Genomic DNA, 24,696 nt, shown 5'->3' with positions numbered 1-24,696 from the left:
GCTTATGCCTTCGCGGGCCGCCCCGTCTTTACCGCTTCCACCGACGACACCGCGGCGAGAAGCCGTTTCGGCGCGGCGGACTCGAGCATCAGCAGCCCGGCGCGCAACAGCTCGCTCTTCTTGACCGAAACACCGGCATCCAGACACTTCTTTTTCAGCGCCGCGATTTTGTCGTAATCGGATTTCGGCATGGTGAAACTGTCTCGCACCACCTTGTCTTTCTTGGCCCGCTTTGCTCGTGATTCCGCAGAGGCGACGGCCGGCGCGGACGCAACATCGGCAACAACCTGCTGTTTCGGTTTCGCGGTTTTCTTCGTGGTGACAGGCTTGTCTACAACCGGTTGCTCGGATTGAACGACGATGTTGCCGTCGCCTGCCGCGACGCCGTTCGAATTTTCAGTGGAGCGAGATGCTTTCTTGCCGGCTTTCCGGACGACGGGTGCGTTCATGTAGGCCTCCAGGTTTGTAATGGTATAAACAGTATATACCGTTTATTGAGGGGGCTGTTTGCATGGAAGGTGGGACGTCGCAGCAGTAAACTGCAAGCATGGCTTTTTGACGGGAGAACGTCATGCGTCTCGTTGACTGGAACATTCAGTGGGGACGCGGCGTGGATGGCCGCGTCGACCTCGCTCGCATCGTGCGCGAAGCAAAAGCACTGTGCGATTTCGACATTCTTTGCCTTCAGGAAGTGACGCGCGGTTTTCACGAGGGTCCGGCCGCGGGTGGACTGGCAGGCGGCCCCTCTGCCGATCAGTTCGCCGAGCTTGCCGCGTTGCTGCCGCACGCGAAGGTGATCGAGGCGATCGGCTCCGATCTTCCCCCCGTCGGAGCGGCGCGACAGCGGCGTCAGTTCGGCAATGCGATCGTGACCCCTCTGCCTGTCCGACAGGTGCTGCGTCATTCGCTGCCCTGGCCGGCCGACCCTGCCCAGCCGTCGATGCTGCGTGTCGCGCTCGAAGCGGTGATCGAAACGGACATCGGCCCGCTGCGCGTCATCAGCACGCATCTCGAGTTCTATTCGGAAGCGCAACGGCTGGCACAGGTGGCAAGGCTGCGCGAATTGCACAAGGAGGCATGCGACCATGCGCGCCGTCCGGCGAAAGCGGAGAAACCGGACAGTCCGTTCGCCGATACGGCACGCCCGCTGAGCGCCATTGTCTGCGGTGATTTCAACAGCGCGTTTGAAGGCTCTGCTTATTGCAGGATGCTCGAACCGATTCCGGACGCGCCCGCGTTCGCCGACGCCTGGGCTTGCGCGCACCCGAATGCGCCGCGCGCCGCCACCGTCGGTCTATACGATCATGAACAGTGGGAAGACGGACCGTTCGCATGCGACTTCGTTTTCGTCACTGAAGATTTGAAGCCGCGCATTGCGAGTTGCGGCGTGGATCAGAATAGCCGCTCGTCCGATCATCAGCCGATGTGGCTCGAGTTGCGCTAACGCTTCGCAACTATCCGAATCGCTCCGGGCGGAACGGATAGGCAGGGGTGAAAGGCGTTGCGCCCGTCATCATTTCCGCCAGCAGACGGCCCGTTACCGGGCCGAGCGTCAATCCATGATGGTTATGCCCGAACGCGAACCAGAGCCCACGATGCCGGGGCGCCTGGCCGATGACCGGGCGCATATCCGGCGTACAGGGACGCAAGCCAAGCCACGGTGCGGGGTCGAGCCGCTTGCCCAGACCGAAGGTGGACCTGGCGACGGCCTCCGCCCGCTCCAGTTGAACACCGGTTGGCGCCGCGTCGCGCCGCGCGATTTCAACGCCCGTGGTCAACCGAAGCCGGCCTTCCATCGGCGCGATCACGTATCCCTCCTGAGCGTCCACGAATGGCACCGAGAGCATCGGCTTCGTGGGCTGATAATGCATGTGATACCCGCGTTTCGCCCGTAGCGGGATGCGATACCCCAGCGGCGCGAACACCCGATCCGACCACGGTCCGAGCGCTATCACGACCTCGCTCGCACTGAGCCTGCCCGACGCTGTCTGCACCGTCCATGCCCCTGCTTCCGCCCGCAAGGTGGTCGCCTCGCCGATCAGCAGCGTGCCGCCGCCTTCCTCGAACAAACGCGCGTAACCCTTCGTCAACGCACCGGGATTGACGATGCTCCTCGGGTCCTGCCAATGCAACGCGCCACAAAATCCCGCTTCGAGACCGGGCTCGCGCGCGACGAGCGCCGCCGAATCGAGCGGCGCCACGTGCAGACCATGCGTGCGTGCGATGACCTCGGCGGCGGCGACGTGTTTCGCGAATTCCGCCGGCGTGCGGAACGCTTCCATCCAGCCCTTGTTGCTGACGAGATGCGCGAGGCGCGCCCGCTCGATCAGCGCATCGTGCTCGGCCACGCTTTGCCGAATCAAGGGCAGCATGTCGCGCGCCGCCGCCGCGAGCCGTTCGGGAGACGACTCCCACCAGAAGCGTGCCAGCCATGTCGCAAACGACGGCAGCGCCCTGTAGTCCCAGTAAAGATCGGTCGACTGATTGCGCAGATAGCGCAGCAAGGTGCCGAGCTCGCGCGGGAACGCATAAGGGACCACAGACGAACACTCGATCAGGCCGGCGTTGCCGAAACTCGTTTCCTCACCCGGACCGCGCCGGTCGACGAGCGCCACGCGGCGTCCGCGATCCTGCAAGTGCAGCGCGGACGACACGCCGACAATGCCGGCGCCGAGCACGATCACATCGAAGTCCATAAACTCGCTCTGCTTTCGCTATCCGTGCCCGTTACTTGGCAATGATGTCGCGCTTGAAGTACTTCTGCGAGAGACTGCTCAGCGTGCCGTCCTTCTTCAGCGCGGCGAGCGCGGTGTCGATCTTTTTGGCCAGCGCCTTATCGCTCTTGCGCAAACCGAAACCCGTACCTTCACCGAGCGTTGCCGGATCGGAAAGCGGCTCGCCGACGATCGCATAGTCGTGGCCCTCGGGCTTGTTCAGAAAACCGTCCTGAACGGTCTGCGCTTCCTGAACAGCCGCATCCAGGCGACCCGCGGTGAGATCGGCGTAGACCTGGTCCTGGTCCGCATAAGAGACGACCGACACGCCGGCATTCGCCCAATGGCGCTTGAGGAAATCTTCCTGCGACGATCCCTGCAGAACACCTACGCGCTTGCCCTGAAGGCTCTTCACATCGGGCAGCAAGGGGGCGCCGCGCTTCGCCACCATCACGATCGGCACGACGTAGATGGGCCGTGTGAAATCAATGCTCTGCTTACGCTTTTCGGTGATGTTCATCGCGGAATTGATCACGTCGAATTTGCGTGCCTGCAACGCGGGAATCAATCCGTCGAACGAATTCTCGACCCACACACATTTCATTTCCAGCTTGGCGCAGACCGCGTTGCCGACATCGATGTCGAATCCCTGCAACTGCCCCGAGGGCGTCTTGCTTTCGAACGGCGGATACGCTGCCTCGACGCCGAAGCGCAAAGTGGATTGCGCCTGGGCGCTGGCAGCGCCGGCCAGGGCGACGGCAAGGAAAACTGAGAGCGGAAACTTCAGACGCATGGTGGTCACCTGATGGGTTGGATAGCAAATCCGGGTCGCCGCGGTCGCTGATTGACAGACAACTTCGAGACAACTTCGCTGCGAGGTCGAGATAGGAAACAGCTCGCCCTGGACCCACAGTCTATTCTGGACACTCCCAAATGCAAGCGATTTTCAAAATACTTGTCCAGACTGGACATTTTGAACATAGAATCGCAGCAACGCCCGAAGGCGATCTGGGAGAGCAGGCCAATGAGCAACGCAGACAAGACAAGCCCGTTGATAGTCCACGAGGACGCGGTACGCGAGGCGCTACCCCACCTGGATGTGCGACGTGCACTGACGCGGGTGTTTCACTCGCTGGGCAACGACACGGCCGTCCAACCACCTCAAACGCTGAGTCCGTTTCCCCAGGGTCAGGGAGACTTCATCACCTACCTCGGTGCGATGGCGCACGCCAAGGTGTTCGGAGCGAAGTTGTCGCCGTACATCGTGACCGAATCGAAGCCGGTCATCACGGCGTGGACGGCATTGATGTCGATGGAAACCGGACAGCCTCTGATGTGGTGCGACTCCGCGCTGCTCACCGTCGAGCGAACCGCCGGCACGACTGCGTTGGCCGTCGAGCACCTGGCGGCATCGAACGCGCGCCGGCTTGCTATCGTCGGCGCGGGTGCGGTCGCTCAAGCGCACGTGCGTCATCTCGCACCGCTGCGGGCGTGGGACTCGATCCGCGTGTTTTCCCCGGCGCTCGATAAGGACGAGGCAAAGCGCGCAACGGTTGCGGCGCTCGACGAGCGCGTGACGATTTGCACGAAGATGGAAGATTGCCTGAGCGATGCCGATGTCGTGGCCTTGTGCACATCCTCGGCTACGCCTGTCTTGTCGGAAAGCATGCTGACAAAACCGGCGCTCATCACGTCGATCAGCACGAACGCCGCCAACGCGCATGAGATTCCGCCCGCCTGGATTCCGCACGTAGATGTCTATTGCGATTACCGGCAAACCACGCCGGCGAGCGCGGGCGAATTGAAGCTGGCCGCGCAGCAGCACGGCTGGTCTGCGCAAAGCGTGCTCGGCGATCTGCCCGAACTTGTCTCCGGCGTGGCTTTAAAGCCGTCTTACCAGAAGCACGCTTTTTTTCGTTCGATCGGACTCGGGCTCGAAGATGTTGCAATCGCCTTCGAGTTGTTCCGGCACCTTCGCCGCCCGTCAACGTGACAAAGACGCTGTCGCAGTTCGAGCGTTTCGTTCGGTTCGGGATGAATGCGGCAAAAGCGTGTGGCTAATGGCGGCGTGGTTCCGCGTGGCAAAATAATCGTGGAACGCAAAGCTCGCGGCACGTGGCGCAACACGTTGCCAGAGTTTCCGAAAACTGGAATTCGACCCATCCCCATGCGAAAGACCAAGACAACGGCCGCACGCCGGCTTCTTCTGGATCGATACGGCCGTGTCGCCGACGGTATCGCGCTGCTCTTTTTCCCTTACGTCGAGATCGTCATTCACGACTTGCAAAGCCAGACGATCGCCTACATCGCGAACAATCTGTCCAAGCGCGAACTCGGCGACGAATCGGCACTCGAGGAAATCGACCATTCAGCCGAGTCGGGCACGATCGGTCCATACGAAAAGATCAACTGGGATGGCAGGCGGATGCGCTGTGTCAGCACGGTGCTCTTCGACGACGCGGGAAGCGCCGTCGGCGTGATGTGCGTCAACTACAACATAGCGGTTTTCGAGGACGTGAAACATGTGATCGACCGCGTGATTTCCGGCGCCGGCGTGATCAGGCAGCCCGAGGAGCTGTTCAAGGACGACTGGCAGGAACGCATCAACACCTTTCTTCACGCGTGGCTTCAGGAACGCCAGTTGGCATTGAACTCGCTGACGCGCGATCACCGCCGCGAACTGGTCGAAGCGTTATGGGCCGAAGGGGCGTTCAAGGGGAAGAGCGCGGCAAACTATGTCGCCAACGTGCTGGGGATGGGGCGCGCGACCGTGTACCAACACATCAGAGATTTGCGGGGCGCGGCAGCTTGAAAATGGAGGCGTTGATCACGCCTCTTCCAATCCAAGCGTGACAAAGCCGGTCTTGCGCGGCGAGACCGGCTTTGCGGACTTCGCGCCGCTTCGAGCGGCGTCGTTATGCGCGCATTAATAGCGCGGCGGCGGGCGATGATCGTTGTGATCGTCGCGGCCGTGGTGGCGCGGATCGTAGTCGCGCGGATGATGGCGCATCCACTCGTCGTGATCCCAGTAGCGACGACCGTCGTAGTAACGATCGCCGTGCCAGCCGATGTCGATCGACACGCCTACCGGCATCATGTGCGGCTGACCATAAACCACAGGTGCCGGGCCATTCCCGATGACCACGCGTTCCTGCGCGAACGCGCTGCCGGCCGCGAGCAATGTGCCGCCCGCGAGCAGGGTCGCAATAATCGAACGCGATGTCTTGTTGAAGGTTTTCATAGTGAGCTCCCGTCAAGGTTTCGTATCAAGCCGGCGTTGGGGTTCGGTCGACCTTTAACCGCCATGTCGAGCCCAAATCGGACGCCGTGCGCTTGAGACCAACTTTAACGGGACGAACCGCGTGAATACGTGAGCACGTGTAAGCGCACATTTCAAAGGCGGTGACCGAGGGTAGCGCCCGTTTTCAGGTTCAATACCCCGCTGCAACGCCGTGCGCGGTGAAACGTCCGCGCCGCACGGCGGCCCTGTAGAAAGCCCCGCGACGTTCCGCCGTTACATTCATTTCCGCAGGGAAATATTCGCAGCGGAATCCGCCGCATAAACAAAAGCCACGGCCCGCGTTTCGCGGGCCGTGGCTTCAGTGATGCGAGCGCACCCGGGTGCGCGACCCATGCGCGGCGCTCCGCGCTGGGCTTTGAGGCTTGGCTCTTAGTCGCTCAGCTTGATGCCGAACAACGTAGCTTGTGCCTTGCGAACACGCTCGGCTTCGCGGCTACGCGCTGCGTACGAATAGTCCGAATCGAGCGGCAGATGGGGCGACGCAAAGAGGTCGCTGACCTTTTGGAACAGTGCAAAAATGAAGCTCATGGCGACTCCCGGTTAGTTACTGCATTTGCTAGGGTTTTCCCTTAAGAATAATTATAGGGTTTTCCCTAGGCAAAAGCTAGTGCAATGCAACAATCTTCGGGGCGCGGTGCGCTGCCACGGGCTTCCAAGCAATGATGCGTTGCATCATGACAACGTCCCTGTTTTCCTAATCCGGGGCGAAAAGGATGGCCTACTGAAGCGTCCTTGCCGGCTGCCTTTTGGCGCGAACCGGTTTTGCGCTCTCCATACTCTTGCGCGGATTGACCACCGCGGCGTCGACGGCGCCCGCCGCCGCGCTTGCAGCCGGTATCAGCGTGGCGCTATTCATCGACACGATCAGTCCCGGCAGCGTCCGCGCGGGGTTGTCTTGCGGCTTGACCGTGGCGCCGGTCGCGGAAAATTCCACGTTCAAGGCCCAAAACCCTTCGTGGATGCCCTTGTCGCGGATGAGCGCGGTCAACAGTTCCTCAATGGAAAATTTGTGTTCGCTAGTCGGCATGGTGGCTCCCGTCAGAAGAGGCGCTGGCGTATCCGGTCCGGCTTCGCAACAGCACTAGGAGTGTAAACGCGGGGATTTGCAGGAGCGATGCGCCGGCGGCGGGCGGCGCCTTACGGCGCCTATCCGGCGACGAACGCGTTAAGCGGCAGAACCTGCGATCAGACGGGGCGTTGAAATGGGCGGCCGCGGCCGGCTTGTCGCCGGCGCGGCGTCCCATTTTCAGTGGGAGATGGCTGCTTTCGGCTTATGCGCGTGCGCTCGCGCGGCACGCTTCGCCTGAGCCGGCGTGGCCGCAGCCTGCTGAGTCGCGGCGGGCGCTGCCGCGACTGCGGCGGCCGATGCGGCTTCGCTTGCCGCTGCCCTGGCCATTGCCATGTGTGTGTCGAGCAGGCTGGTCATGGCCGCCTGCTGGTTCTGCATCAACGCTTCGATGCGATGCTGCTGGGCGGTGGTCTCGCGCGTCAGACGCATCAGGAGCGCGGTCTGCGTAATGCCAATGGCGACCGTGACGAGCAACGCGCCCACCACGATCGACAACATCCATTTCATACGACGCGAGTGGTCGGTCGCGGCGCGACGCTGATCGGCGATCACGCCATACAGGGCGTCGACGGTATCGGCGAAGGCGGTCGCCCGCGCGCGGTCGAGTTCGGGCGCGGCGCGCTGTGCGGCTGCCGATGCTTCGGCGCGTTGGGCTTCCCACAAGGGTGCGGCATAGGCTGAGTTGGCGCTGGCGCTGGCATTCATGCGTGCGGAGGCGAATGCGTTGACCGACGGCTTGCGCTCCGCAGCCACCGCGCCTGATTCCGGCGAAGTACGGTCGGCAGGCGCGCTCGCAACTTCGGCATCGGACGTTTCCAGCGAGGCGGCCGCCACTTTGGTCGCAGCCGCAGCCGCCGCGGACCGCGGCTGCGGTTGACCGCCGCGCGTGACCGATTCACGCACATGATCCGCCGCCGTCGCGCCCGGCTCGGCCGCCTGGCGCAGCGCGGTCACGCTGCGCGCCACAGTCGCTGCCGCCATGGCTGGCGTGAGCGGCGCCGCGTCGCGCGCCGCCGCCGATGTCGCTGATCTTTCTTCAGCGGTCAAGCCCGCGATCGGCGTCACATCAGCAACGGTCAGCCCGTCAGCCGACGAACCCGTCACTGGCAACGGCTCCGTTTCCAGTCCGCTCAATTGCGCATTCACCGGCACCGGTTCATCGGACTTCGCGGCGCGAGGCGCGCGGCGCGCCGCCTTCGCGTCCAGCGGCGCGCCGTCGCCGGCTTCAATTGCGCCGACCGCCGCCAACACCACGTCGGGCAATTCGAAACCATGCAGCGTGCCTTGGCGGATGTCGATGTTCATCGCTTCCAGCGTGGCGCGGGTGGGGTCGTCGGGGAACAGGTCGAGCGTGCTGTCGTCGCGGGTGGCGTCGCTCAGTTGCGCGAGGCGTTGTGCCGAACGCGCGGCGCGTGCCAGCTTGTTTTCGGTTTCGGTCGAGACGGTGGCCTGACGCCGCTTCCTGGAAGCGGCGCGCGGAGGCCGGGACTGCGTGGATGCTGCGGAATCTGCCATAAAGAAAAAAGCGGTCGTCGCCGGAAAGCGGGCGCCGGGCACCGCTCGTGAATGCCATTGGAATTTTTCGAGCCCGCATTGTCGCATGGCCGCCCGCACGTCCTGAAGCCATTCGCCGACGATTTTGCGCTTCAGGACGACGCGTCGTCCTGCCTGAAGTGCTTGACGCCACGCAATTGCCGCAAGCGTGAGCAGATCGCCTCGTATTCGGCGTTCGATACGCGGTGCAAGGTGATGATCACCTCGTCGCACTCGGGTTCGTCGTCGCTTTGCTGCATCACGAACTGCTTGACACGCGGACTCGCGGCGCCGAGTTCGTCGTGCAGCGAATGGAACGTCATGGCGCCGCGCTCGACGATCATCGTCAATTGACGCCGCTGCTTGACGGTGATGAAGCGGCGCTCGAGCGGCTTGATGCCGGCGAGGATGATCAGAATGATGATGGTCGCCGCGATCGATGCCGTGTACAGTCCGCCGCCCACCGCGAGGCCGATTGCCGCGACCGACCAGAGGCTCGCCGCCGTGGTCAGTCCGCGCACGATCTCGCCGCGCAGCAGGATCGAGCCCGCGCCGAGAAAGCCGATGCCGGACACGACCTGGGCGGCCATCCGCGACGGATCCAGCACGACGTGTTCGTTGTTCAGCACGTCGGCGAAGCCGTATGCCGAGACGATCATGATGAGCGCCGAACCGACGCACACCAGCATGTGCGTGCGCAAGCCGGCGGCCCACGAAAGCCGCTCGCGCTCGAAGCCGATCACGCTGCCGAGCGCCGCGGCCAACACCAGACGGGAGAGGAGTTCGAGGTTCGGCAACATTGTTCTGTCCTCCTTGCCTGAAATTATTCGAAGCGTTTGTGCCCCCGTTACGGAGTGTCAGTGGAACGCGTTTGCTTTATCCTAGGCCGCACGTCGCAACGACAGCGACCGCCCACGTCCGTGGGCGCTTTGAAACACCGCGTTTGATCCACCTGACCATGCCGAGCACGAAAACTTCCGCCACCGCCACCTCCACGACCGCTCTTGCAGGTGCGCTGCGCGATCACTTTACGAACGTCGTGCTGCCGCTGTGGCGCGGACCGGGTTTCAACGCCGGGTTGAAGCTGCCCTACGAAGCCGTCAGCGCCGACGACCACCGGCCGCTGCCCGCCGAACGCTATCGGGCAATGGCATGCGCGCGACAATTGTTCGTGTTCTCGCAAGCAGGCGATGCGGCCCATGCGCAGGTGCTGTTCGACTCGCTGATGCACACCTTTCAGGACACACGCCACGGCGGATGGTTCTATAGCGTCGACGCGCAAGGCGCGCCGCTCGACACTACCAAAGACCTTTACACGCATGCGTTCATCGTATTCGCGTGCGCGCAATACGGCCGGCGCTCCGGCAATCGCGACGCGCTGGAAGCCGTGCATCGCACGTCAGCGCTGATTCAGTCGAACTTCCTCGCCGAAGACGATCTGTTCAACGCCGCGCTCACCGCGGACTTCGCCGGGGTGAGCGGCACGCCGATCCAGAATCCCTTGATGCATCTGACCGAAGCCTGGCTGGCCGCACGCGAGGCCACGCGCGACAACGCGTTCGACGCCGCGCTGCATCGCCTGGCCGGCGCCGTCGCGCGTCATTTCGTGCATGCGCCCACGGGTTGCATCGCCGAATTGCCGATCGGCGCCGACGATAACCGGTTGGAGCCGGGTCATCAGTTCGAGTGGTACTGGCTGGTCAAGCAGGCGCCCGACCTGTTCGAAGCTTCAGGGCTTGACGAAGCACTCGCGCGCGCCTTCGCCTTCGCGCAGCAATGTGGCGTGGACCCGCAAACGGGGGGCGTGTACGCATCGCTCGACGAAACCGGCACGATCAAGGACGCGACCCAGCGCATCTGGGCTCAAACGGAATACTTGCGCGCGCTGGCAAGTCATGACAACCCAGCCTCGCTCGCCGCGCTGCCGCGGCAAATCGAGTTGTTCCAGCAACGCTTCCTGCGTTCGCAGGGCTGGTTCGAGTGCAAGACGCCGGCCGGGGAGGTGGCGCGCGCCGACATGCCGTCGACCACGCCGTATCACCTCGCAACCGCCTACGAGGCGTTACCGGACTGAGCAAAGTCGATCAGACCAGGCGGCGGGTACTCGCGCCGCCGCCCGCCAGTCGATCAGTACTCTTCGCGCTGCCACGGTCCCCAGGTCGCGTCGGCGGATTTAAAACGCATATAAGTCGCGCTGTGTCCGGTGGGGGTATCCGACGTGTCGCCGTGCGGCTTCCGGTCGGTGGTGTGAAGGGCAAAGGCCTGACGTTCCTCGCTGTCGACGGTGATGCGGCCGACCGGGTCCGGTGCGCCCTCTTGAGGTGATTTGGACTCCAATATCGCCAGATAGGGGGTCAAACGACTCCAGAACGAGGTGAGTTCTTCCTGCAGATAATGTGTCAATGTTTTTCCTGGAAGAGTAAGGCGACCAGTTTACCCTACCAGCCGAAGCGCTCCTGAAAACGCTTTCAGGGCTCCCAAAAGGCACGAACCTGGGAATACCCGAATACTGGTTGATTGGCATCCGTCATAAAGACGTGATACAACTCGTACTTCGCGCTCGATCTCGTGTTGAGAAATAGCGGTCGCGAATGCAATACACAACATTTACTGGATTAAAAATGGCAACAGGTACTGTGAAGTGGTTTAACGATGCAAAGGGCTTTGGCTTCATCACGCCGGACGACGGCGGCGAAGACCTGTTCGCGCACTTTTCGGAAGTTCAAGGCAGCGGCTTCAAGTCCCTGCAGGAAAACCAGAAGGTGACGTTCGAAGTTAAGCAAGGCCCGAAGGGCAAGCAGGCTGCGAACATCCAGCCGGCCTAAGTACCGTCAGGTACTTTGAGGCACCCTTAGGCGCTTGCGTCTGATGCAAAATGGCCCGCGAACGCGGGCCATTTTCTTTGGTTCATTGCCTTCTTTTTGAGCGCCTGCGCGGTTAAATTGCGCGCATTCCGGCCAACTCGAACCCCGCCGTCTGTCCGCGCGGTCCCTCGATTTGTTGCGTGCGCAACACAGATTCAGAAATTTCGAACACGGCAACCGCCTTTTTCAATTCCTGCGTCTGCTGATGCAGCGAAGCTGCCGCTGCTGCCGCCTCTTCAACGAGCGCCGCGTTCTGCTGCGTCATCTCATCCATCTGCACCACCGCCTGGTTCACCTGCTCGATGCCCGTGCTTTGCTCGAGCGACGACGCGCTGATTTCCGCCATCATCTGCGTGACACGGGAGATGGATGCCGACACGTTGCTCATCGCTTCGCCGGCATGCTCGACGAGCGCCGAGCCGCCCTGAATCTCGGCGACCGATTCGCTGATCAGCGTCTTGATCTCCTTCGCCGACTGCGCACTGCGCTGGGCCAGCCCGCGCACCTCGCCCGCCACCACGGCGAAGCCGCGCCCCTGCTCACCGGCGCGCGCCGCTTCCACCGCCGCGTTCAACGCAAGAATATTGGTCTGGAACGCAATGCCGTCGATCACCGAAATGATCTCGGCGATCTTGTCGGAGCTTTGCGCGATGCCGCGCATCTTGTCGACCACCTCGTTGACCACTTCGCTGCCGCGCGAGGTCGCCTCGAGCGCGGTCGAGGCGAGCGCATTGGCCTCGCGGGCGTGCTCCGCGTTCTGGCGCACGGTGGCGGTCAACTCTTCCATGCTCGACGCGGTTTCCTCGAGCGACGCCGCCTGGTTTTCGGTGCGCGCGGACAGATCCGCGTTGCCGGTCGCGATTTCGTCGGCGCCCAGGTGAATCGAGTCGGCGGATTCGCGCACGGTTTGCACGGTGCGCGCGACGCTCGCCTGCATTCTCGCGAGGCCCGAGAACAGACGGCCGATTTCATTGGTGCCACGCGCGGCGATCGGCTGGTCGAGTCGTCCTTGCGCGATGCGCTCGAAGTGACGGCCGGCTTCCTCCAGCGGCGCCACCACGCCGCGCCGCAGCGCCGCATACACCGCAGCCGTGCCGACCACCAGCAGCAGCAGGATAACGAGGCTCACGCCGCGGAACATCTCCATGCGCGCGTCGATCGAATCGAGCGACACACGACTCGCCGCGTCGCCGAATTGCACGAAGTTGCGCAGTTCGACGAGATACGCGTCCTGGAACGACTGGGTCGGCTGATCGAGGAAAGCCTGAATATTGTTCGCATCGAGAAACTGCACGAGTTCGGCCAGCGCGTCATGCAGCTTTTTATAGCGATCGGCGAGCGCGGTGGCGCGAGTGCTGTTTTCATCGCTGGTCTTGCGCGCGTTCATGAACGCACCGAACGACTGATCGGCGGCCGCGAGCTGTTCGCGGGCATGCTGGACGATGTCGGTCGGCTCGGCGCCGCCGCGCACCATGCGCGTACCGGCGCGCGAGAGGTTGATCCGCGCGTCCATCAAATGCTGGGTCGTTTCATTGACCGCGTCCACCTGCTTCAACGCGATGTTCGACAGGTCGCCGACGTCGTCATGGGAGCGGGTAAGCGACCAGAAACCCAAACCCACGGTAACAAGCTGGAATACGCAGAACGCGGCCAGAACACACAACAGGCCAGAGGCGACCTTGATCTTGCTGAACATCGAGAACACCTGAAAGCAGAGAATAACGGGAGCTACGTCAGGGTTAACGGCACAGCAACGCCTTGCTTAAGGCCAATGTCGTCAAAAATCGCCTTACATCCTCCTTACCTCGGCTAACTTCGAAATTCGCGTCACTTTGCGCACGCGTGTCGAGCACATATTTCCGATTCAGCTTGACGCGGTGCGTCGGCGCTTCCTAGAGTGGGTAGGGAACTGCATGACGCAGGCCAGTGCAAGTACCCACCACCGCGGGGCTCACCGAAGGAATCACGATGACCGACCTACTCGACCGGGCGCGCGGCGCACTGCATGCCCAGCCGTTCAGCATGCTGCTGGGCGCTGACCTGATGCACACGGGCACCAGCGAACTGACGTTGTGCCTGCCGATCCGCGACGACTTGCGGCAGCAGCATGGCTTCGTGCATGGCGGCGTCATCAGCTACCTCGCCGATAACGCGCTGACGTTCGCCGGGGCGTTGTCGCTAGGGCCGAAGGTGGTGACCGGCGAATTCAAGATCAACTATTTGCGGCCGGCAATGAACGGCACGCTGATCGCGCGGGCGAAGGTGGTCTACGCAGGCCGCTATCAGGCGACCTGCCAGTGCAACGTCTATGTGATGGAAGGCGACCGTGAAAAGTTGATCGCCGTGGCGCAAGGCACGGTCAACCGGATCAGCGACAGCGGCGAGCACGAGCCGGCGGGTTGAAAAAATCCACGCGCCGGCCGACGGCTTACTCCGCCGCGTAAGTGCGCTGCGTCTGCTCGCCCAATCCTTCGATACCCAGGTGCACTGTCTGCCCCGGCTTCAGATACACCGCATCCGGCTTCACGCCCATGCCGACGCCCGGCGGCGTGCCGGTCGAAATCACGTCGCCCGGTTGCAGGCTCATGCACTGCGACACATACGACACGAGCTTGGCGACGCCGAACACCATCGTCCTGGTGTTGCCGTTCTGATAGCGGTGGCCGTCCACTTCGAGCCACAGGCTAAGGTTCTGCGGATCGGCGACTTCGTCGCGCGTGACCATCCACGGGCCGATCGGGCCGAATGTGTCGAAGCCCTTGCCCTTGTCCCACGTGCCGCCGCGCTCGATCTGCCATTCGCGTTCCGACACGTCGTTGATCACGCAGTAACCCGCGACGTAATCGAGCGCGTTGGCTTCGTCGACGTATTTCGCCGGCTTGCCGATCACCACGCCCAGTTCCACTTCCCAATCGGTTTTCTTCGAGCCGCGCGGAATTTCGATGTCGTCGTTGGGGCCGGAAATCGCGCTCGTCCACTTGTTGAAAATCACCGGTTCGGGCGGCACCGGCAGATTCGATTCGGCGGCATGGTCCGCGTAGTTCAAGCCGATGCAGATGAACTTGCCGATCTTGCCGACACACGGGCCCATGCGCGGATTGCCCTCCACCAGCGGCAACGAAGCCGGATCGAGCGCGCGCAGTTTGGCGAGGCCCGCGTCGGTCAGCGCGGCGCCGTCGATATCGGCGACCACGTTCGACAGATCGCGAAGCTTGCCTTGCGCGTCGAGCAAGCCCGGCTTTTCCTGGCCCTTCGGCCCATAACGAAGCAGTTTCATCGGTGCACTTCCCTTTATACGTTCAGTGATATTCGGTTCGAATCTCGGTGCCGGTGCGGGTCAGTTCGACCAGCCGCCGTCGATCACATGCGCGTGACCCGTGGTGAACGACGATTCGTCGGACGCGAGATACAGCGCCAGCGCGGCGATCTCCTCGGGCTTGCCGATACGGCCCATCGGCTGGCGCGCGACAAAGGCGGCTTGCACCGCCTCGATCGTCGCGCCCTGCGCCGCGGCCTGCTCGGCGATCCGCTGTTCGAGCGACGGCGAAGCCACCGTGCCGGGGCAGATCGCGTTACAGCGTACACCACGCGTGATGAAATCCGCCGCGACGGACTTGGTCAAGCCGAGCACGGCCGCCTTCGACGCGCTGTACACGAAGCGGTTCGGCACGCCCTTTACGCTCGACGCCGCCGACGACATATTGATGATCGAGCCGCCGCCCTTTTCCAGCATCGCCGGCAGGAACGCGCGGATCATGCGGTACATCGCCTTCGCATTCAGATCGAAGGCGAAATCCCAGTCTTCGTCCGTGCATTCGAGAATCGTGCCGGCGTGCACGAAGCCCGCGCAGTTGAACAGCACGTCGATCGCGCCGACTTCCGCGGCCAGCGCCTTGATCGCCGCGTCGTCGCGCACGTCGAGCTTGCGCGCTTCGACCGGCTTGCCGGCGAGTCCGTCGATGCGGATATCGGTGGCGATCACGCGCGCGCCTTCGCGCGCGAACAGTTCCGCGGTGGCGAGACCGATGCCTTGTCCCGCTGCGGTAATCAGGGCCGTCTTGCCGGCCAGTCTTTGTGTCATCTACGACTCCAGTTGAATGGGCTTCTTGTGTCTTCGTATGCTCAAAGCCGATAAAACGCGGCGGCGTTGCCGCCGAAAACCGCTTCACGCTCGGCGTCGCTCAAGGACGCGAGCAAGGTACTCGCCACCGAGTGCCACAGCAGATAGTCGCCGTTCAGATCGAGCACGGGCCAGTCGCTGCCCCACATCAAACGCGCCGGACCGAACGCGGCGAGCAGATGCTCGACATACGGTTGCAGCGTTTCCTCGGTCCAGCCGGGCGAGGCTTCGGTGGCGAGGCCCGACAGCTTGCAATGCACCTGCGGCAGCCTTGCGAGCCGCGTGATCGCGTCGGCCCATGCTTGCCAAGCGGCGCGGCCGTAGCGGATCGGCGGCTTGGCGCCGTGATCGACCACGATGCGCAGCGCCGGAAAGCGCGCCGTGAAGGCTTCGATCGGCTCGACGTGGCGCGCGTAAATCAGCGCGTCGAATGCGAGGTCGTGCGCGATCAGCGCTTCGATCGCCGGCGCGAGGTCGGGATTGGCGATCCACGTGTCGTCCGGCAAGTCCTGCAGCATCGGCCGCACGCCCTTGAACTTCGGTTCATGCGCGAAGGCGTCGATGACGGCCGGCGCGGTCGGCAAGAGCAACGGCACCCAGCCCACCACGCCGGCGATCGACGGCTCGTTGCGCGCCATGTCCAGCAGATAACGCGTCTCGTCGATGGTCGGCGCCGCCTGCACGACCACCGTTCGCTCGATGCCCACCCTTTCGCGCAATGGTTTGAGGTCCGTTGGGCCGAACGTCCGGTAAAGAATCTGCAGTTCCGGCGTGAGCCACTCGTAGTCGCCGCGGGCGGGGTCCCAGTAGTGCTGGTGGGCATCGATATGCATCGTCGGATCAATCCTCTGGCGCGGGCGCGCGGTGGTCGAGCAAGCCCTGGTCGTGCAACGCGGACCACAATTCCGCGGGGATCGGCTGCTCGAACGACGCGGCGTTCTCGCGCAATTCGTCGGCACTGCGCGCGCCGGTCAGCACGGTGGCGACCGCCGGATGCGCATACGGAAACTGCAAGGCGGCGGCCGCGAGCGGCACGCCGTGTTCGCGGCACACCGCTTGCAGCCGTGCGACGCGCTCGATCACCGCGCGCGGCGCATCGCCGTAGTTGAATTTCAGATCGCCCTCGACGCCGCGGGCCAGAATGCCCGAGTTGAACGCGCCGCCTAACAGAATGCTGACGCCGCGCTTCTCGCAGGCCGGCAAGAGATCGTCGAGCGTGGTCTGCTCGAGGAGCGTATACCGGCCTGCAAGCAACGCGCAATCGATATCGAACTCGGCCATCGCTTCCAGAATTACCGCGCCTTCATTCACGCCGAGACCGACGGCCTTGATCGCGCCCGCCGAGCGCAGCTCGTCCAATGCGCGGAAGCCGCCGCCTTCGGTCAGTTGCCGCCAGTAATGGGGGTTCTCGTCGCCGTGCGTGGCCCGGCCGATATCGTGCACCAGCAGAATGTCGATATCGACGATGCCGAGGCGCTGCTGGCTGTCCTCGAACGAACGCAGAATGCCGTCGTGCGTGTAGTCGTAGATCGCTTCGAAGGGCAGCGGGTTTTGCCAGCCTTCCTTGCCCTCGTAAGGCGTGGTGCGCGGCACGAAGCGGCGGCCCACCTTGGTGGACAACACATAGTCGCCGCGCGGATAGCGGCGCAACGCGTCGCCCAGCCGATGCTCGGCCTTGGTGTTGCCGTAATGCGGCGCGGTATCGAAGTAACGCACGCCGGCGTCCCACGCGGCGGCGACGGTCGCGTGCGCTTCCTCGTCGGACAGATCGCGATAGAGGCCGCCCAGGGGCGCCGTGCCGAGTCCCAATCCTGTCACTTGCAAGGCGGTGCGGCCAACGCCGCGCCGCCGCCCGACCTTCGAACCGATCGCTGCCGTCATTGAAGCTGTCTCCTGTTTCACCGTGTTTTAGCACGCGCGAGCCAAATATGCCCGCCGCGCGTGCGAACCGCCTGCGGAGGGACCGCGGTCCGGCCGCTCAATGCGGCTCGATCGCAACCACGCGATGCGGCGCCGCGGCGCTCGACGGCAAGCACGCCGGCCCAACCGGTTCAAAAGTCTTGTACGTCAGGATGAATTCCTGATGACCGAGCGTTTCCGATTTCGACGCCGCGCCGAGCGACACCGCCACCGTTTGCTCGAACACCTCGCGGCCAACCTCGTCGAGCGTGCCGCGGCCTTCGAGAATACGGCCCGCGTCGACGTCCATGTCGCCGGCGAGGTTGCGGTACGTCGCCGGATTCGCGCAGACCTTGATGACCGGCGAAATCGCCGAGCCGACCACCGAGCCGCGTCCGGTCGTGAAGAGAATCACATGCGCGCCGCAGGCGATCAGTTCGCCGATCTCCGCGTTGTCGCTGATGTTCGGAAAGCCGAAGCGCGGCTCGCCGTCGGGCACCACGTCGAGCAGATAAAGGCCGCCGGTCGGCGGAATATCGCCGGGTTTGATGATGCCGACAATCGGCGACGCGCCGCTCTTCGCATACGCGCCCAACGACTTTTCTTCCTGGGTGGTGAGGCCGCCGTCCGCATTGCCGACCGCAAAACTGCCGTGCCCGAGAATCGAGTAGTAGCGCGCGGCCTTCGCGACGCACGCAACGATGGCGTCACCAAGGTCGGGCCGTGCCGCGCGCGTTTTCATATGAAACTCGCAGCCCACCAGCTCGCCGGTTTCCTCGAAGAGGCAGGTCGCGCCCGCGTCGATCAGATGATCGAACGCCCGGCCCACCGCCGGGTTCGCCGTGATGCCGCTGGTGCCGTCCGAGCCGCCGCAAATGGTGCCGACCACCAGTTCGGAGAGCGCCATCGGCACTTTTCGTTGCGCGGCGAGCTCCTTGCGCACATCGCGAATCCAGTCGACGCCGTATTGAATCGTGCTGCGCGTGCCGCCCTTTTCCTGGATCGTCAGCACCTCGACGGGACGGCCGCTCGCGCGCACCACGTCCACGAGGTAATGCTTGTTCATGCTCTCGCAACCGAGCGACACGAACAACACCGCGCCCACGTTCGGATGCGTGGCAAGCCGCTCCAGCATCTTTTCGGCGTAGCTGTTCGGATAGCAGCCGGGAAAGCCGATCAGATGCACCGGCGGTTCGCGCTCGGCGGAAGCGTCGTCGAAGGCGTCGAACGGCTCGCGAAACTGCGTGACGATCTCGCGCGCGACGTGATGCGCGCACTCCACCAGATACGCCACCGCGACCACATTGCGGATGCCCTTGCGGCCGTCCCGGCGCGGATAGCCTTGCAGCATGGGTTGCTGTGCGGCGACAGATGCTACGGAAGTGTCAGTCATGATCGTTCCAGCGCGGCGCAAGGCCGCGTCATTGAGCGCAAATCAGTGATGTACGAACTCGTGTCCCGCGTCGTGCGTGTACGTCGGCAGGTAATCGCTTTCGAGGTTGTGCGTATGCAGATGCGCGCCGGGCGCGACCGCTTCGGTCACGTGGCCGATGACCGCGCCGTAGCGCAGCACCTTGTCGTCTTTCGCGAGTTCGCGGCGCGCCACCTTGTGACCGAGCTCGATGGTTTTCGTAAGCGTTACGAGCGCGCCTTCGATCTCCACTTGCGTGCCCGCATCGAGACGCGCCGCCGCGATCAGGCAGTTATCGGCGGGACTGAGCAGGATCAGGCGTGGATCGGTTTGCAATGGGCGGCTGGTCAAGTGAGTTCTCCGTCAGGCATCGTCTTTCGAATTAGTTCTGGCCTTCGCCGCTGGCAAGCCGCGCCACCATCAGCGAGCCGAGGATGATCGCGCCGTAAATCGCCTGGATCCAGAACGACGGCACCTGGGCGAGCGTCAGCAGGTTCTGCACGACGCCGAGCAGCAGCACGCCGGAAAGCGCGCCGAGCATCGAGCCCTTGCCGCCGTCGAGCGAAATACCGCCGATCACCGCCGCCGCGAACACCGTGAAAATCATGCCGTTGCCCTGGTTCGCGTTGATCGCGCCGACATAGCCGGTCACGATCAAGCCGCCCACCGCCGCGAGCATGCTGCCGAGCACGAACACGCCCCACGTGATGCGCTCGACGCGAATGCCCGCCGCGCGCGCCGCTTCCGGATTGCCGCCGATCGCATACAACGCGCGGCCGAGGCGGTGATAGCGCAACATGAACGCCGCGATCGCGAACGCCACCGCCGCGAGCCATACCGACAGCGGCAGGCCGAGCACGATCGTGGTGGCGAGCGAGAAGAACGACGGCGGCATGTCGAACAGCGTGCCGCCCTTGGTCGCGCCCACCAGCATGCCGCGCAGCACGATCAGCATGGCCAGCGTGACGATGAACGCATTCAGCCGCAAACGCACCACCAGAAAGCCGTTGATGAAGCCGATCACGGCGCCGACAGCGAGGATCGCGAGCAGGCCGGCCGCCGCGGGCCATTGCGTGCCGAATCCCGCGGACATTGCCGGCATCACCAGCATCGCGCCGACGGCGGGCGCGATGCCGACGGTCGATTCGAGCGACAAATCGAACTTGCCGGTCAGCACGATCAGCGATTCGGCGAGCACGACCAGCGCGAGAGCCGCCGAGGCGCCCAGCACGCTGATCAGATTCGCCCTGGTCAAAAAACTCGGACTGACGAACGCGCCGATCACGATCAGCAAGGCAAGCGCGGGCAGCAACGCCAGCTCGCGCAAGCGCGCCAATTCGCTGCGGGCGCGCTTGCCGCGCGTCGCTTTCACGGCCGGCTGCGTTTGGCCGGGAGCCGCGGCGAACGCGGGACTGGGCACACTATTCTTCATGGAGACTGACTCCTTCAACGGATGCGATCAGATCGTGGTCCTGCCAACCGGCGGGAAATTCGGCCGCGACACGGCCACGGAACATGACCAGCACACGGTCACAGGTGCGCAGATCGTCGAGTTCGCCGGACACGACGAGCACGGCCTTGCCTTCCTCGCGCACGCGGTCCACGACGGAGAGCAACGCTTCTTTCGATTTCACGTCGACGCCCGCGGTGGGGTCGATCAGCACGAGCACGTTCGGGTCGGTGGCTAGCGCGCGCGCCATCACCACCTTCTGCTGATTGCCGCCCGACAGCCCGGATACGACATGCTCGGGGCCTTGCGCGACGATGCCGAGCGCGTCGATCATCTTCTGGCCGAAGGCGTTCTTCTTCGCGGGCGGCGCGATGCCGAATTTGCCGAGCATGCGCGCGATCGTCATGGACGCGTTTTCCGCCACCGATTGCGTCAGCACCAGGCCTTCGTGATGACGGTCCTTCGGCACGCAGCCGATGCCGCGCGCCAAAGCCGCAGGCACGTCGCCGGGCGGCAGGCTTGCGCCATCCACGCTGATCGTGCCGCGCTTCGCGGCGCGCAAACCGGCAATCGCTTCGGCCACGCTCGTGCGGCCGCTGCTCGTTGCGCCGGTCAGGCCGACCACTTCGCCGCGCTTGACCGTGAACGACACGTCTTCGTAATCGGAACCGGCCAACTCCTTCACTTCCAGCGCGACGGCCGTATCGGCGGGCAACGCGTCGCGCGCCGCCGCGTCGGCGACCGAGAGGCCGCCGCGTTCGCCGGTCATCGCTTCGATCAACTGCTCACGCGGCAACGCGGAAACCGGCGCGCTGACGATATGCCGCGCGTCGCGCAGCACCGTCACCGCCTGGCAAATCTCATAGACCTCTTGCAGATGGTGCGAGATGAACAGGAAGGTCACGCCTTCGCGCTGCAACTCGCTGATGCGCCGGAACAGGCGCTTGATCTCGTCGCCGTCGAGCTGCGCGGTGGGTTCGTCGAGAATGATGAAGCGCGCGCCGTACGACAGCGCCCGCGCGATTTCCACGAGTTGCCGCGCTTCCACCGTCAGATCGCCGGCGCGCGCGTCCTCGCGCACGTCGATCTTCCAGTGGTCGAGCAGCTTGCGTGCGTCGCGGCGCATCGCTTGCCAGTCGATCACGCCGCCGCGCAACGGCTGCCGGTTGATGAACAGGTTCTCCGCGACGCTCAGATCGCGGATGATCGTCGAATGCTGATAAACGCAGGCGACGCGCTCGCGCCACGCGTCGCGATCCGCGATCGACGGCGCGGCCGCGCCGCTGAAACGGACCTCGCCGGTATCGGGCTTGCGCAGGCCGGTGAGGATCGACACCAGCGTCGATTTGCCGGCCCCGTTGCGCCCGACGAGCGCATGCGACTCGCCGGGCATCACGCGGATGCTCACGTCTTTCAGCGCGGGCGTGGAGCCGAAGCGTTTGGTGACTTCGAACGCTTCGACGACCGGCACGGAGGGCGTCGGCGCGTTCATTTGACCGTGTTGCCCCACAACGCCTTGTCGTCGACATTCGACTTCGTGACGAGCGGCGCGGGCAATTGATCTTCGAGAATGCCCGGCGCCAGCTGGATGATGTTGCTGCCGTGATCGGTCGGGCCCGGCTTGAAGGTTTGTCCGGCCAACGCGGCCTTGATGTAGAAGAGGCCGTATTTCGCATACGAATCGGCCGGCTGCGAAACCGTTGCGTCGATGTCGCCGCGGCGAATCGCGTCGAACTCCTGGGGAATGCCGTCGTTGCTGACGATCACGACGTGCTTCGCGTCGCCGGCGGGAAACAGCATCTGCTTGCGCCGCAGGGTTTGCAGGGTGGGCGACAGATAAACGCCGCCCGCCTGCATGTAGATGCCCTTCACGTCGGGATTGGCGGTAAGCAGACTGTCGAGCGCGGTGGCCGCGACGTCGCCCTTCCAGCTCGCCGGAATTTCCAGCAGCGTCAAGCCGGGATAGCCTTTCACACAGGAGCGGAATGCTTCCGAGCGGTCACGCCCGTTCACCGATGCGAGGTCGCCCATGATCTGCACGACCTTGCCCGACTTCACGTGTTCGCCGATGTACTTGCACGCTTTCTCGCCGTACGCGCGATTGTCCGCGCGCACCACCATCGCGACCTTGCCTTGCGTCGGCGCGACGTCCACGGCGACGACGGGCACATTCCTGGCCGCGGCGGAATCGAGCGCGCGGCTGATCGCCGCCGAATCCAGCGGGCCGACCACGATGCCCTTCGAACCGAGGTTCAACAGGTTGTTCATGTCGGTGATCTGCTGCACCGGATCGCCGTTCGAATTGACGGGCGCGAGGATGTCGAGCCCCATGTCTTTCGCGTACTTGGGCAAATAGGTGTTGTACGACTGCCAGAACGGCGAGGTCAGCAGCGGCAGATCGAGACCGATCTTGCCGGTCTCGGCGGCTTGCGCAGCGCCGGTGAAGCCGAAGCTGGCGACGCACGCTGCCGCCGCCACGGTGAAGAGCGAACTCCTGAATGAACGACGGGCCGCGAGCGGCCTTTTCACAAACGACATGGTTGTCTCCTGTCCTATATGCGTTGTTGAACTGCGTGATCCGGCCGAGGATGGCCGACACTGCGTCCTGCGCTTTTATGAAGTATTGGCGTGCGCTCATTCACCAATGAACGTATTATTCATATACGAACTTTCCCAAGTCAAGCGAAGTGCACTGCACCAATCGTCCGTATTTTCCCTGGACAAGCGCTGCATCGCACAAGATTCAGTACGCACCGACCCTCTCGCGCCAGATAATGCGAAAACGACACGAGAACTCGCTCACGATGGACGTAGAAGACAAAGACGACGCCGACCGTTATCGCGCCCCCGCGCTCGATAAGGGTCTCGACATCCTCGAACTGCTCGCCGAGCAGAAAGAGGGGCTGACGCGCGCCGAGATCACCAAGCTGCTCGGACGCAACGCGAGCGAGATGTATCGGATGCTCGAACGGCTGGTCGCGCGGCAGTATGTCGTGCGCTCGGCGGCGGGCGACCGCTATTCGCTGAGCCTGAAGCTGTACGCGCTCGCGCATCGTCATCCGCCGATGAACCGGCTCATCTCCGAAGCGCTGCCGTTGATGCTGCGCTTTGCCGATGCCGCCGAGCAGTCATGTCATCTCGTCGTGTACGACCGCGGCAATCTGCTGGTGATCGCGCAAGTGGATGGACCGGGCACGTGGGGCATGTCGGTGCGGCTCGGTTCGCGGGTGGGCCTGATCGACACCGGCTCGGGCCGTGTGATGCTCGCGTTTCAAAGCATCGAGCAACGCGAACAGATGCTCGCCGAACACACCAAGGTGAAGGGCGAGGTCACGATCGACCGTGAGGCGTTGGAAGAGGCGTGCGAGCGGATTCGCGCGGCGGGTTTTTCGCAGAAGGACAGCCAGCAGATCTTCGGCGTGACCGATCTCACGTTTCCGATCCAAGGACCGTCCGGGCAGGCGATCGCGGCGCTGACCTGCCCGTATCTGCGGCGCATCGACGAATACGTCGCGCCGACGCTCGAAGTCGCGACCGCGCTGCTGCGCGAGACGGTGCAGGCGCTGTCGATGTTTCGGGAGAGTGTCCGTCTAGCGTGATGCTCGCGCACGCAGCATGCGCACGGCAAGCCGTTGAACATCGCGTGCATTCGCGCATGGTTTAGAATGGCGACCCCTCAAAAATCACGCCGCATGGGGTTCCTCATGCCGCTCATCGATAAGCAATGGCGAAACTTCTGACCGATTCCGAATTCCAGCGTTTTTCCGAACTCCAGCAGAAGCAGTCGAGCTTCACGATCACGCCTGAAGAAGCCGACGAACTGCGCGACATCGTCGCTCATGCGCAAAAGCGCCGCGACGACCGCGCCGCGGCGATGCAAAGCATCGAAACCTTCATTCAGCAATTCGACATCAGCCCGGACGAGCTGTTTTCAGCCGAGCAGATCGGCGACGCCGCGCGCACTTACGGCCTGATTCCGGCGGCCAGGAAAGAGCGCGTGCTGCCGCCGTCGTTCACGTTCAACGGCAAGCCGTACCAGTGGACGACGCGTGCGCTGCCGGACGAGATTCGCGTGCCGCTGTTCGATGCGTTCAAGGCGGGTGAATCGGTGAAGTCGTTCATCGCAACGCCGAAGGATGCAAACCGTTGCGCGGCGACGATCGCGCGCCTGGAACGCGAGACCGGCGCTGTGTATGCGGATGCGTGGCTGGAAGAGTTGTCGGTGACGCGCACGCAGGTTGAGGAAGCGGCGGGGAAGCTGGCCGCGTAAGTTCAGGCATTCACGCGTGCAAGTCCGCGATTCGTCGCGGACGGTCCTATCGGCGTCATTGCCGC

The 24,696-nt window shown here is 63.7% G+C and carries 27 protein-coding genes; 8 read left to right on the top strand and 19 right to left on the bottom strand.

Features of this window, described 5'->3' with window-relative positions; genetic code table 11:
* Positions 1-2: 2 nt before the first annotated feature.
* The gene (locus CUJ90_RS24145) at positions 3-449 is read right to left on the bottom strand and encodes a hypothetical protein (protein WP_114164081.1); all 447 of its coding nucleotides are present in this window, start codon (positions 447-449) and stop codon (positions 3-5) included.
* Positions 450-571: 122 nt separating this feature from the next.
* Here CUJ90_RS24145 and CUJ90_RS24140 point away from each other — a divergent pair, with 122 nt between their 5' ends.
* Positions 572-1,444, top strand: coding sequence for an endonuclease/exonuclease/phosphatase family protein (locus CUJ90_RS24140; RefSeq protein WP_114164080.1), 873 nt, complete (start codon positions 572-574; stop codon positions 1,442-1,444).
* 10 nt (positions 1,445-1,454) lie between these two features.
* Here CUJ90_RS24140 and CUJ90_RS24135 read toward each other — a convergent pair whose 3' ends face one another.
* Both CUJ90_RS24135 and CUJ90_RS24130 read right to left on the bottom strand, forming a co-directional pair.
* Positions 1,455-2,696 carry an NAD(P)/FAD-dependent oxidoreductase gene (locus CUJ90_RS24135; RefSeq protein WP_114164079.1) on the bottom strand — a complete coding sequence of 414 codons (1,242 nt, stop codon included), beginning with the start codon at positions 2,694-2,696 and terminating at the stop codon, positions 1,455-1,457.
* Positions 2,697-2,727: 31 nt separating this feature from the next.
* On the bottom strand, positions 2,728-3,507 hold the full coding sequence (locus CUJ90_RS24130; protein ID WP_114164078.1) for an ABC transporter substrate-binding protein: 780 nt from the start codon (positions 3,505-3,507) through the stop codon (positions 2,728-2,730).
* Between the two features lie 231 nt (positions 3,508-3,738).
* Here CUJ90_RS24130 and CUJ90_RS24125 point away from each other — a divergent pair, with 231 nt between their 5' ends.
* The gene (locus tag CUJ90_RS24125; protein ID WP_114164077.1) at positions 3,739-4,707 is read left to right on the top strand and encodes an ornithine cyclodeaminase family protein; all 969 of its coding nucleotides are present in this window, start codon (positions 3,739-3,741) and stop codon (positions 4,705-4,707) included.
* Between the two features lie 174 nt (positions 4,708-4,881).
* Positions 4,882-5,526: a helix-turn-helix transcriptional regulator gene (locus CUJ90_RS24120; protein ID WP_114164076.1), complete on the top strand. Its 645-nt coding sequence runs from the start codon at positions 4,882-4,884 to the stop codon at positions 5,524-5,526.
* 114 nt (positions 5,527-5,640) lie between these two features.
* Here CUJ90_RS24120 and CUJ90_RS24115 read toward each other — a convergent pair whose 3' ends face one another.
* From CUJ90_RS24115 to CUJ90_RS24100, 5 genes are all read right to left on the bottom strand, one after another.
* The gene (locus tag CUJ90_RS24115) at positions 5,641-5,955 is read right to left on the bottom strand and encodes a hypothetical protein (RefSeq protein ID WP_083081806.1); all 315 of its coding nucleotides are present in this window, start codon (positions 5,953-5,955) and stop codon (positions 5,641-5,643) included.
* A gap of 429 nt (positions 5,956-6,384) precedes the next feature.
* Complete coding sequence (locus CUJ90_RS32900) at positions 6,385-6,543, bottom strand: hypothetical protein (protein ID WP_167363282.1); 159 nt, start codon at positions 6,541-6,543, stop codon at positions 6,385-6,387.
* 190 nt (positions 6,544-6,733) lie between these two features.
* Entirely contained in the window at positions 6,734-7,042 is a 309-nt protein-coding gene (locus CUJ90_RS24110) for a hypothetical protein (RefSeq protein ID WP_083081808.1), read from the bottom strand.
* A 219-nt stretch (positions 7,043-7,261) separates the two neighbouring features.
* On the bottom strand, positions 7,262-8,599 hold the full coding sequence (locus tag CUJ90_RS24105) for a hypothetical protein (RefSeq protein ID WP_114164688.1): 1,338 nt from the start codon (positions 8,597-8,599) through the stop codon (positions 7,262-7,264).
* A gap of 131 nt (positions 8,600-8,730) precedes the next feature.
* Positions 8,731-9,417, bottom strand: a complete 687-nt coding sequence (locus CUJ90_RS24100; protein WP_114164075.1) for an MgtC/SapB family protein — start codon at positions 9,415-9,417, stop codon at positions 8,731-8,733.
* Between the two features lie 158 nt (positions 9,418-9,575).
* On the opposite strand from CUJ90_RS24100, the gene CUJ90_RS24095 reads away from it, so the two are divergent.
* The gene (locus tag CUJ90_RS24095; RefSeq protein WP_083081811.1) at positions 9,576-10,691 is read left to right on the top strand and encodes an AGE family epimerase/isomerase; all 1,116 of its coding nucleotides are present in this window, start codon (positions 9,576-9,578) and stop codon (positions 10,689-10,691) included.
* Positions 10,692-10,744: 53 nt separating this feature from the next.
* Here CUJ90_RS24095 and CUJ90_RS24090 read toward each other — a convergent pair whose 3' ends face one another.
* Positions 10,745-11,020 (bottom strand): hypothetical protein, encoded by a 276-nt coding sequence (locus CUJ90_RS24090; RefSeq protein ID WP_083081812.1) that lies wholly within the window; start codon positions 11,018-11,020, stop codon positions 10,745-10,747.
* 218 nt (positions 11,021-11,238) lie between these two features.
* Here CUJ90_RS24090 and CUJ90_RS24085 point away from each other — a divergent pair, with 218 nt between their 5' ends.
* Positions 11,239-11,442 (top strand): cold-shock protein, encoded by a 204-nt coding sequence (locus CUJ90_RS24085; protein ID WP_007178724.1) that lies wholly within the window; start codon positions 11,239-11,241, stop codon positions 11,440-11,442.
* 112 nt (positions 11,443-11,554) lie between these two features.
* On the opposite strand, the gene CUJ90_RS24080 is transcribed toward CUJ90_RS24085, so the two are convergent.
* Positions 11,555-13,177, bottom strand: a complete 1,623-nt coding sequence (locus tag CUJ90_RS24080) for a methyl-accepting chemotaxis protein (RefSeq protein ID WP_114164687.1) — start codon at positions 13,175-13,177, stop codon at positions 11,555-11,557.
* Between the two features lie 272 nt (positions 13,178-13,449).
* Between CUJ90_RS24080 and CUJ90_RS24075 the strand changes: the two genes are divergently transcribed.
* Entirely contained in the window at positions 13,450-13,884 is a 435-nt protein-coding gene (locus tag CUJ90_RS24075) for a PaaI family thioesterase (protein ID WP_073431312.1), read from the top strand.
* A 25-nt stretch (positions 13,885-13,909) separates the two neighbouring features.
* Here the strand turns inward: CUJ90_RS24075 and CUJ90_RS24070 are convergent, their stop codons facing one another.
* The 9 genes from CUJ90_RS24070 to CUJ90_RS24030 form a co-directional block, all read right to left on the bottom strand.
* The gene (locus tag CUJ90_RS24070) at positions 13,910-14,758 is read right to left on the bottom strand and encodes an ureidoglycolate lyase (protein WP_114164074.1); all 849 of its coding nucleotides are present in this window, start codon (positions 14,756-14,758) and stop codon (positions 13,910-13,912) included.
* Between the two features lie 60 nt (positions 14,759-14,818).
* Positions 14,819-15,562: an SDR family oxidoreductase gene (locus CUJ90_RS24065; RefSeq protein WP_073431310.1), complete on the bottom strand. Its 744-nt coding sequence runs from the start codon at positions 15,560-15,562 to the stop codon at positions 14,819-14,821.
* Between the two features lie 41 nt (positions 15,563-15,603).
* Positions 15,604-16,434: an amidohydrolase family protein gene (locus CUJ90_RS24060; protein WP_083081814.1), complete on the bottom strand. Its 831-nt coding sequence runs from the start codon at positions 16,432-16,434 to the stop codon at positions 15,604-15,606.
* A gap of 7 nt (positions 16,435-16,441) precedes the next feature.
* Entirely contained in the window at positions 16,442-17,482 is a 1,041-nt protein-coding gene (locus CUJ90_RS24055) for an aldo/keto reductase (RefSeq protein WP_083081815.1), read from the bottom strand.
* A gap of 97 nt (positions 17,483-17,579) precedes the next feature.
* Positions 17,580-18,893, bottom strand: coding sequence for a UxaA family hydrolase (locus tag CUJ90_RS24050; RefSeq protein ID WP_083081817.1), 1,314 nt, complete (start codon positions 18,891-18,893; stop codon positions 17,580-17,582).
* Positions 18,894-18,935: 42 nt separating this feature from the next.
* Positions 18,936-19,262, bottom strand: coding sequence for a UxaA family hydrolase (locus CUJ90_RS24045; RefSeq protein ID WP_083081818.1), 327 nt, complete (start codon positions 19,260-19,262; stop codon positions 18,936-18,938).
* A gap of 31 nt (positions 19,263-19,293) precedes the next feature.
* Complete coding sequence (locus CUJ90_RS24040; protein WP_083081820.1) at positions 19,294-20,343, bottom strand: ABC transporter permease; 1,050 nt, start codon at positions 20,341-20,343, stop codon at positions 19,294-19,296.
* The gene (locus CUJ90_RS24035; protein ID WP_083081821.1) at positions 20,333-21,853 is read right to left on the bottom strand and encodes a sugar ABC transporter ATP-binding protein; all 1,521 of its coding nucleotides are present in this window, start codon (positions 21,851-21,853) and stop codon (positions 20,333-20,335) included. Before CUJ90_RS24035 ends, CUJ90_RS24040 begins: the two co-directional genes overlap by 11 nt.
* On the bottom strand, positions 21,850-22,899 hold the full coding sequence (locus CUJ90_RS24030; protein ID WP_083081823.1) for a sugar ABC transporter substrate-binding protein: 1,050 nt from the start codon (positions 22,897-22,899) through the stop codon (positions 21,850-21,852). Before CUJ90_RS24030 ends, CUJ90_RS24035 begins: the two co-directional genes overlap by 4 nt.
* 266 nt (positions 22,900-23,165) lie before the next feature.
* Here CUJ90_RS24030 and CUJ90_RS24025 point away from each other — a divergent pair, with 266 nt between their 5' ends.
* Together CUJ90_RS24025 and CUJ90_RS24020 are read left to right on the top strand one after the other, a co-directional pair.
* Positions 23,166-23,960 (top strand): IclR family transcriptional regulator, encoded by a 795-nt coding sequence (locus CUJ90_RS24025; RefSeq protein ID WP_073431302.1) that lies wholly within the window; start codon positions 23,166-23,168, stop codon positions 23,958-23,960.
* Between the two features lie 125 nt (positions 23,961-24,085).
* Positions 24,086-24,631: a hypothetical protein gene (locus CUJ90_RS24020; protein WP_073431301.1), complete on the top strand. Its 546-nt coding sequence runs from the start codon at positions 24,086-24,088 to the stop codon at positions 24,629-24,631.
* The last annotated feature ends 65 nt before the right edge of the window (positions 24,632-24,696 follow it).

Source organism: Paraburkholderia terricola (genome assembly GCF_003330825.1).
Taxonomy (GTDB): domain Bacteria; phylum Pseudomonadota; class Gammaproteobacteria; order Burkholderiales; family Burkholderiaceae; genus Paraburkholderia; species Paraburkholderia terricola.
This window is presented reverse-complemented; position numbering and strand designations above follow the sequence as displayed.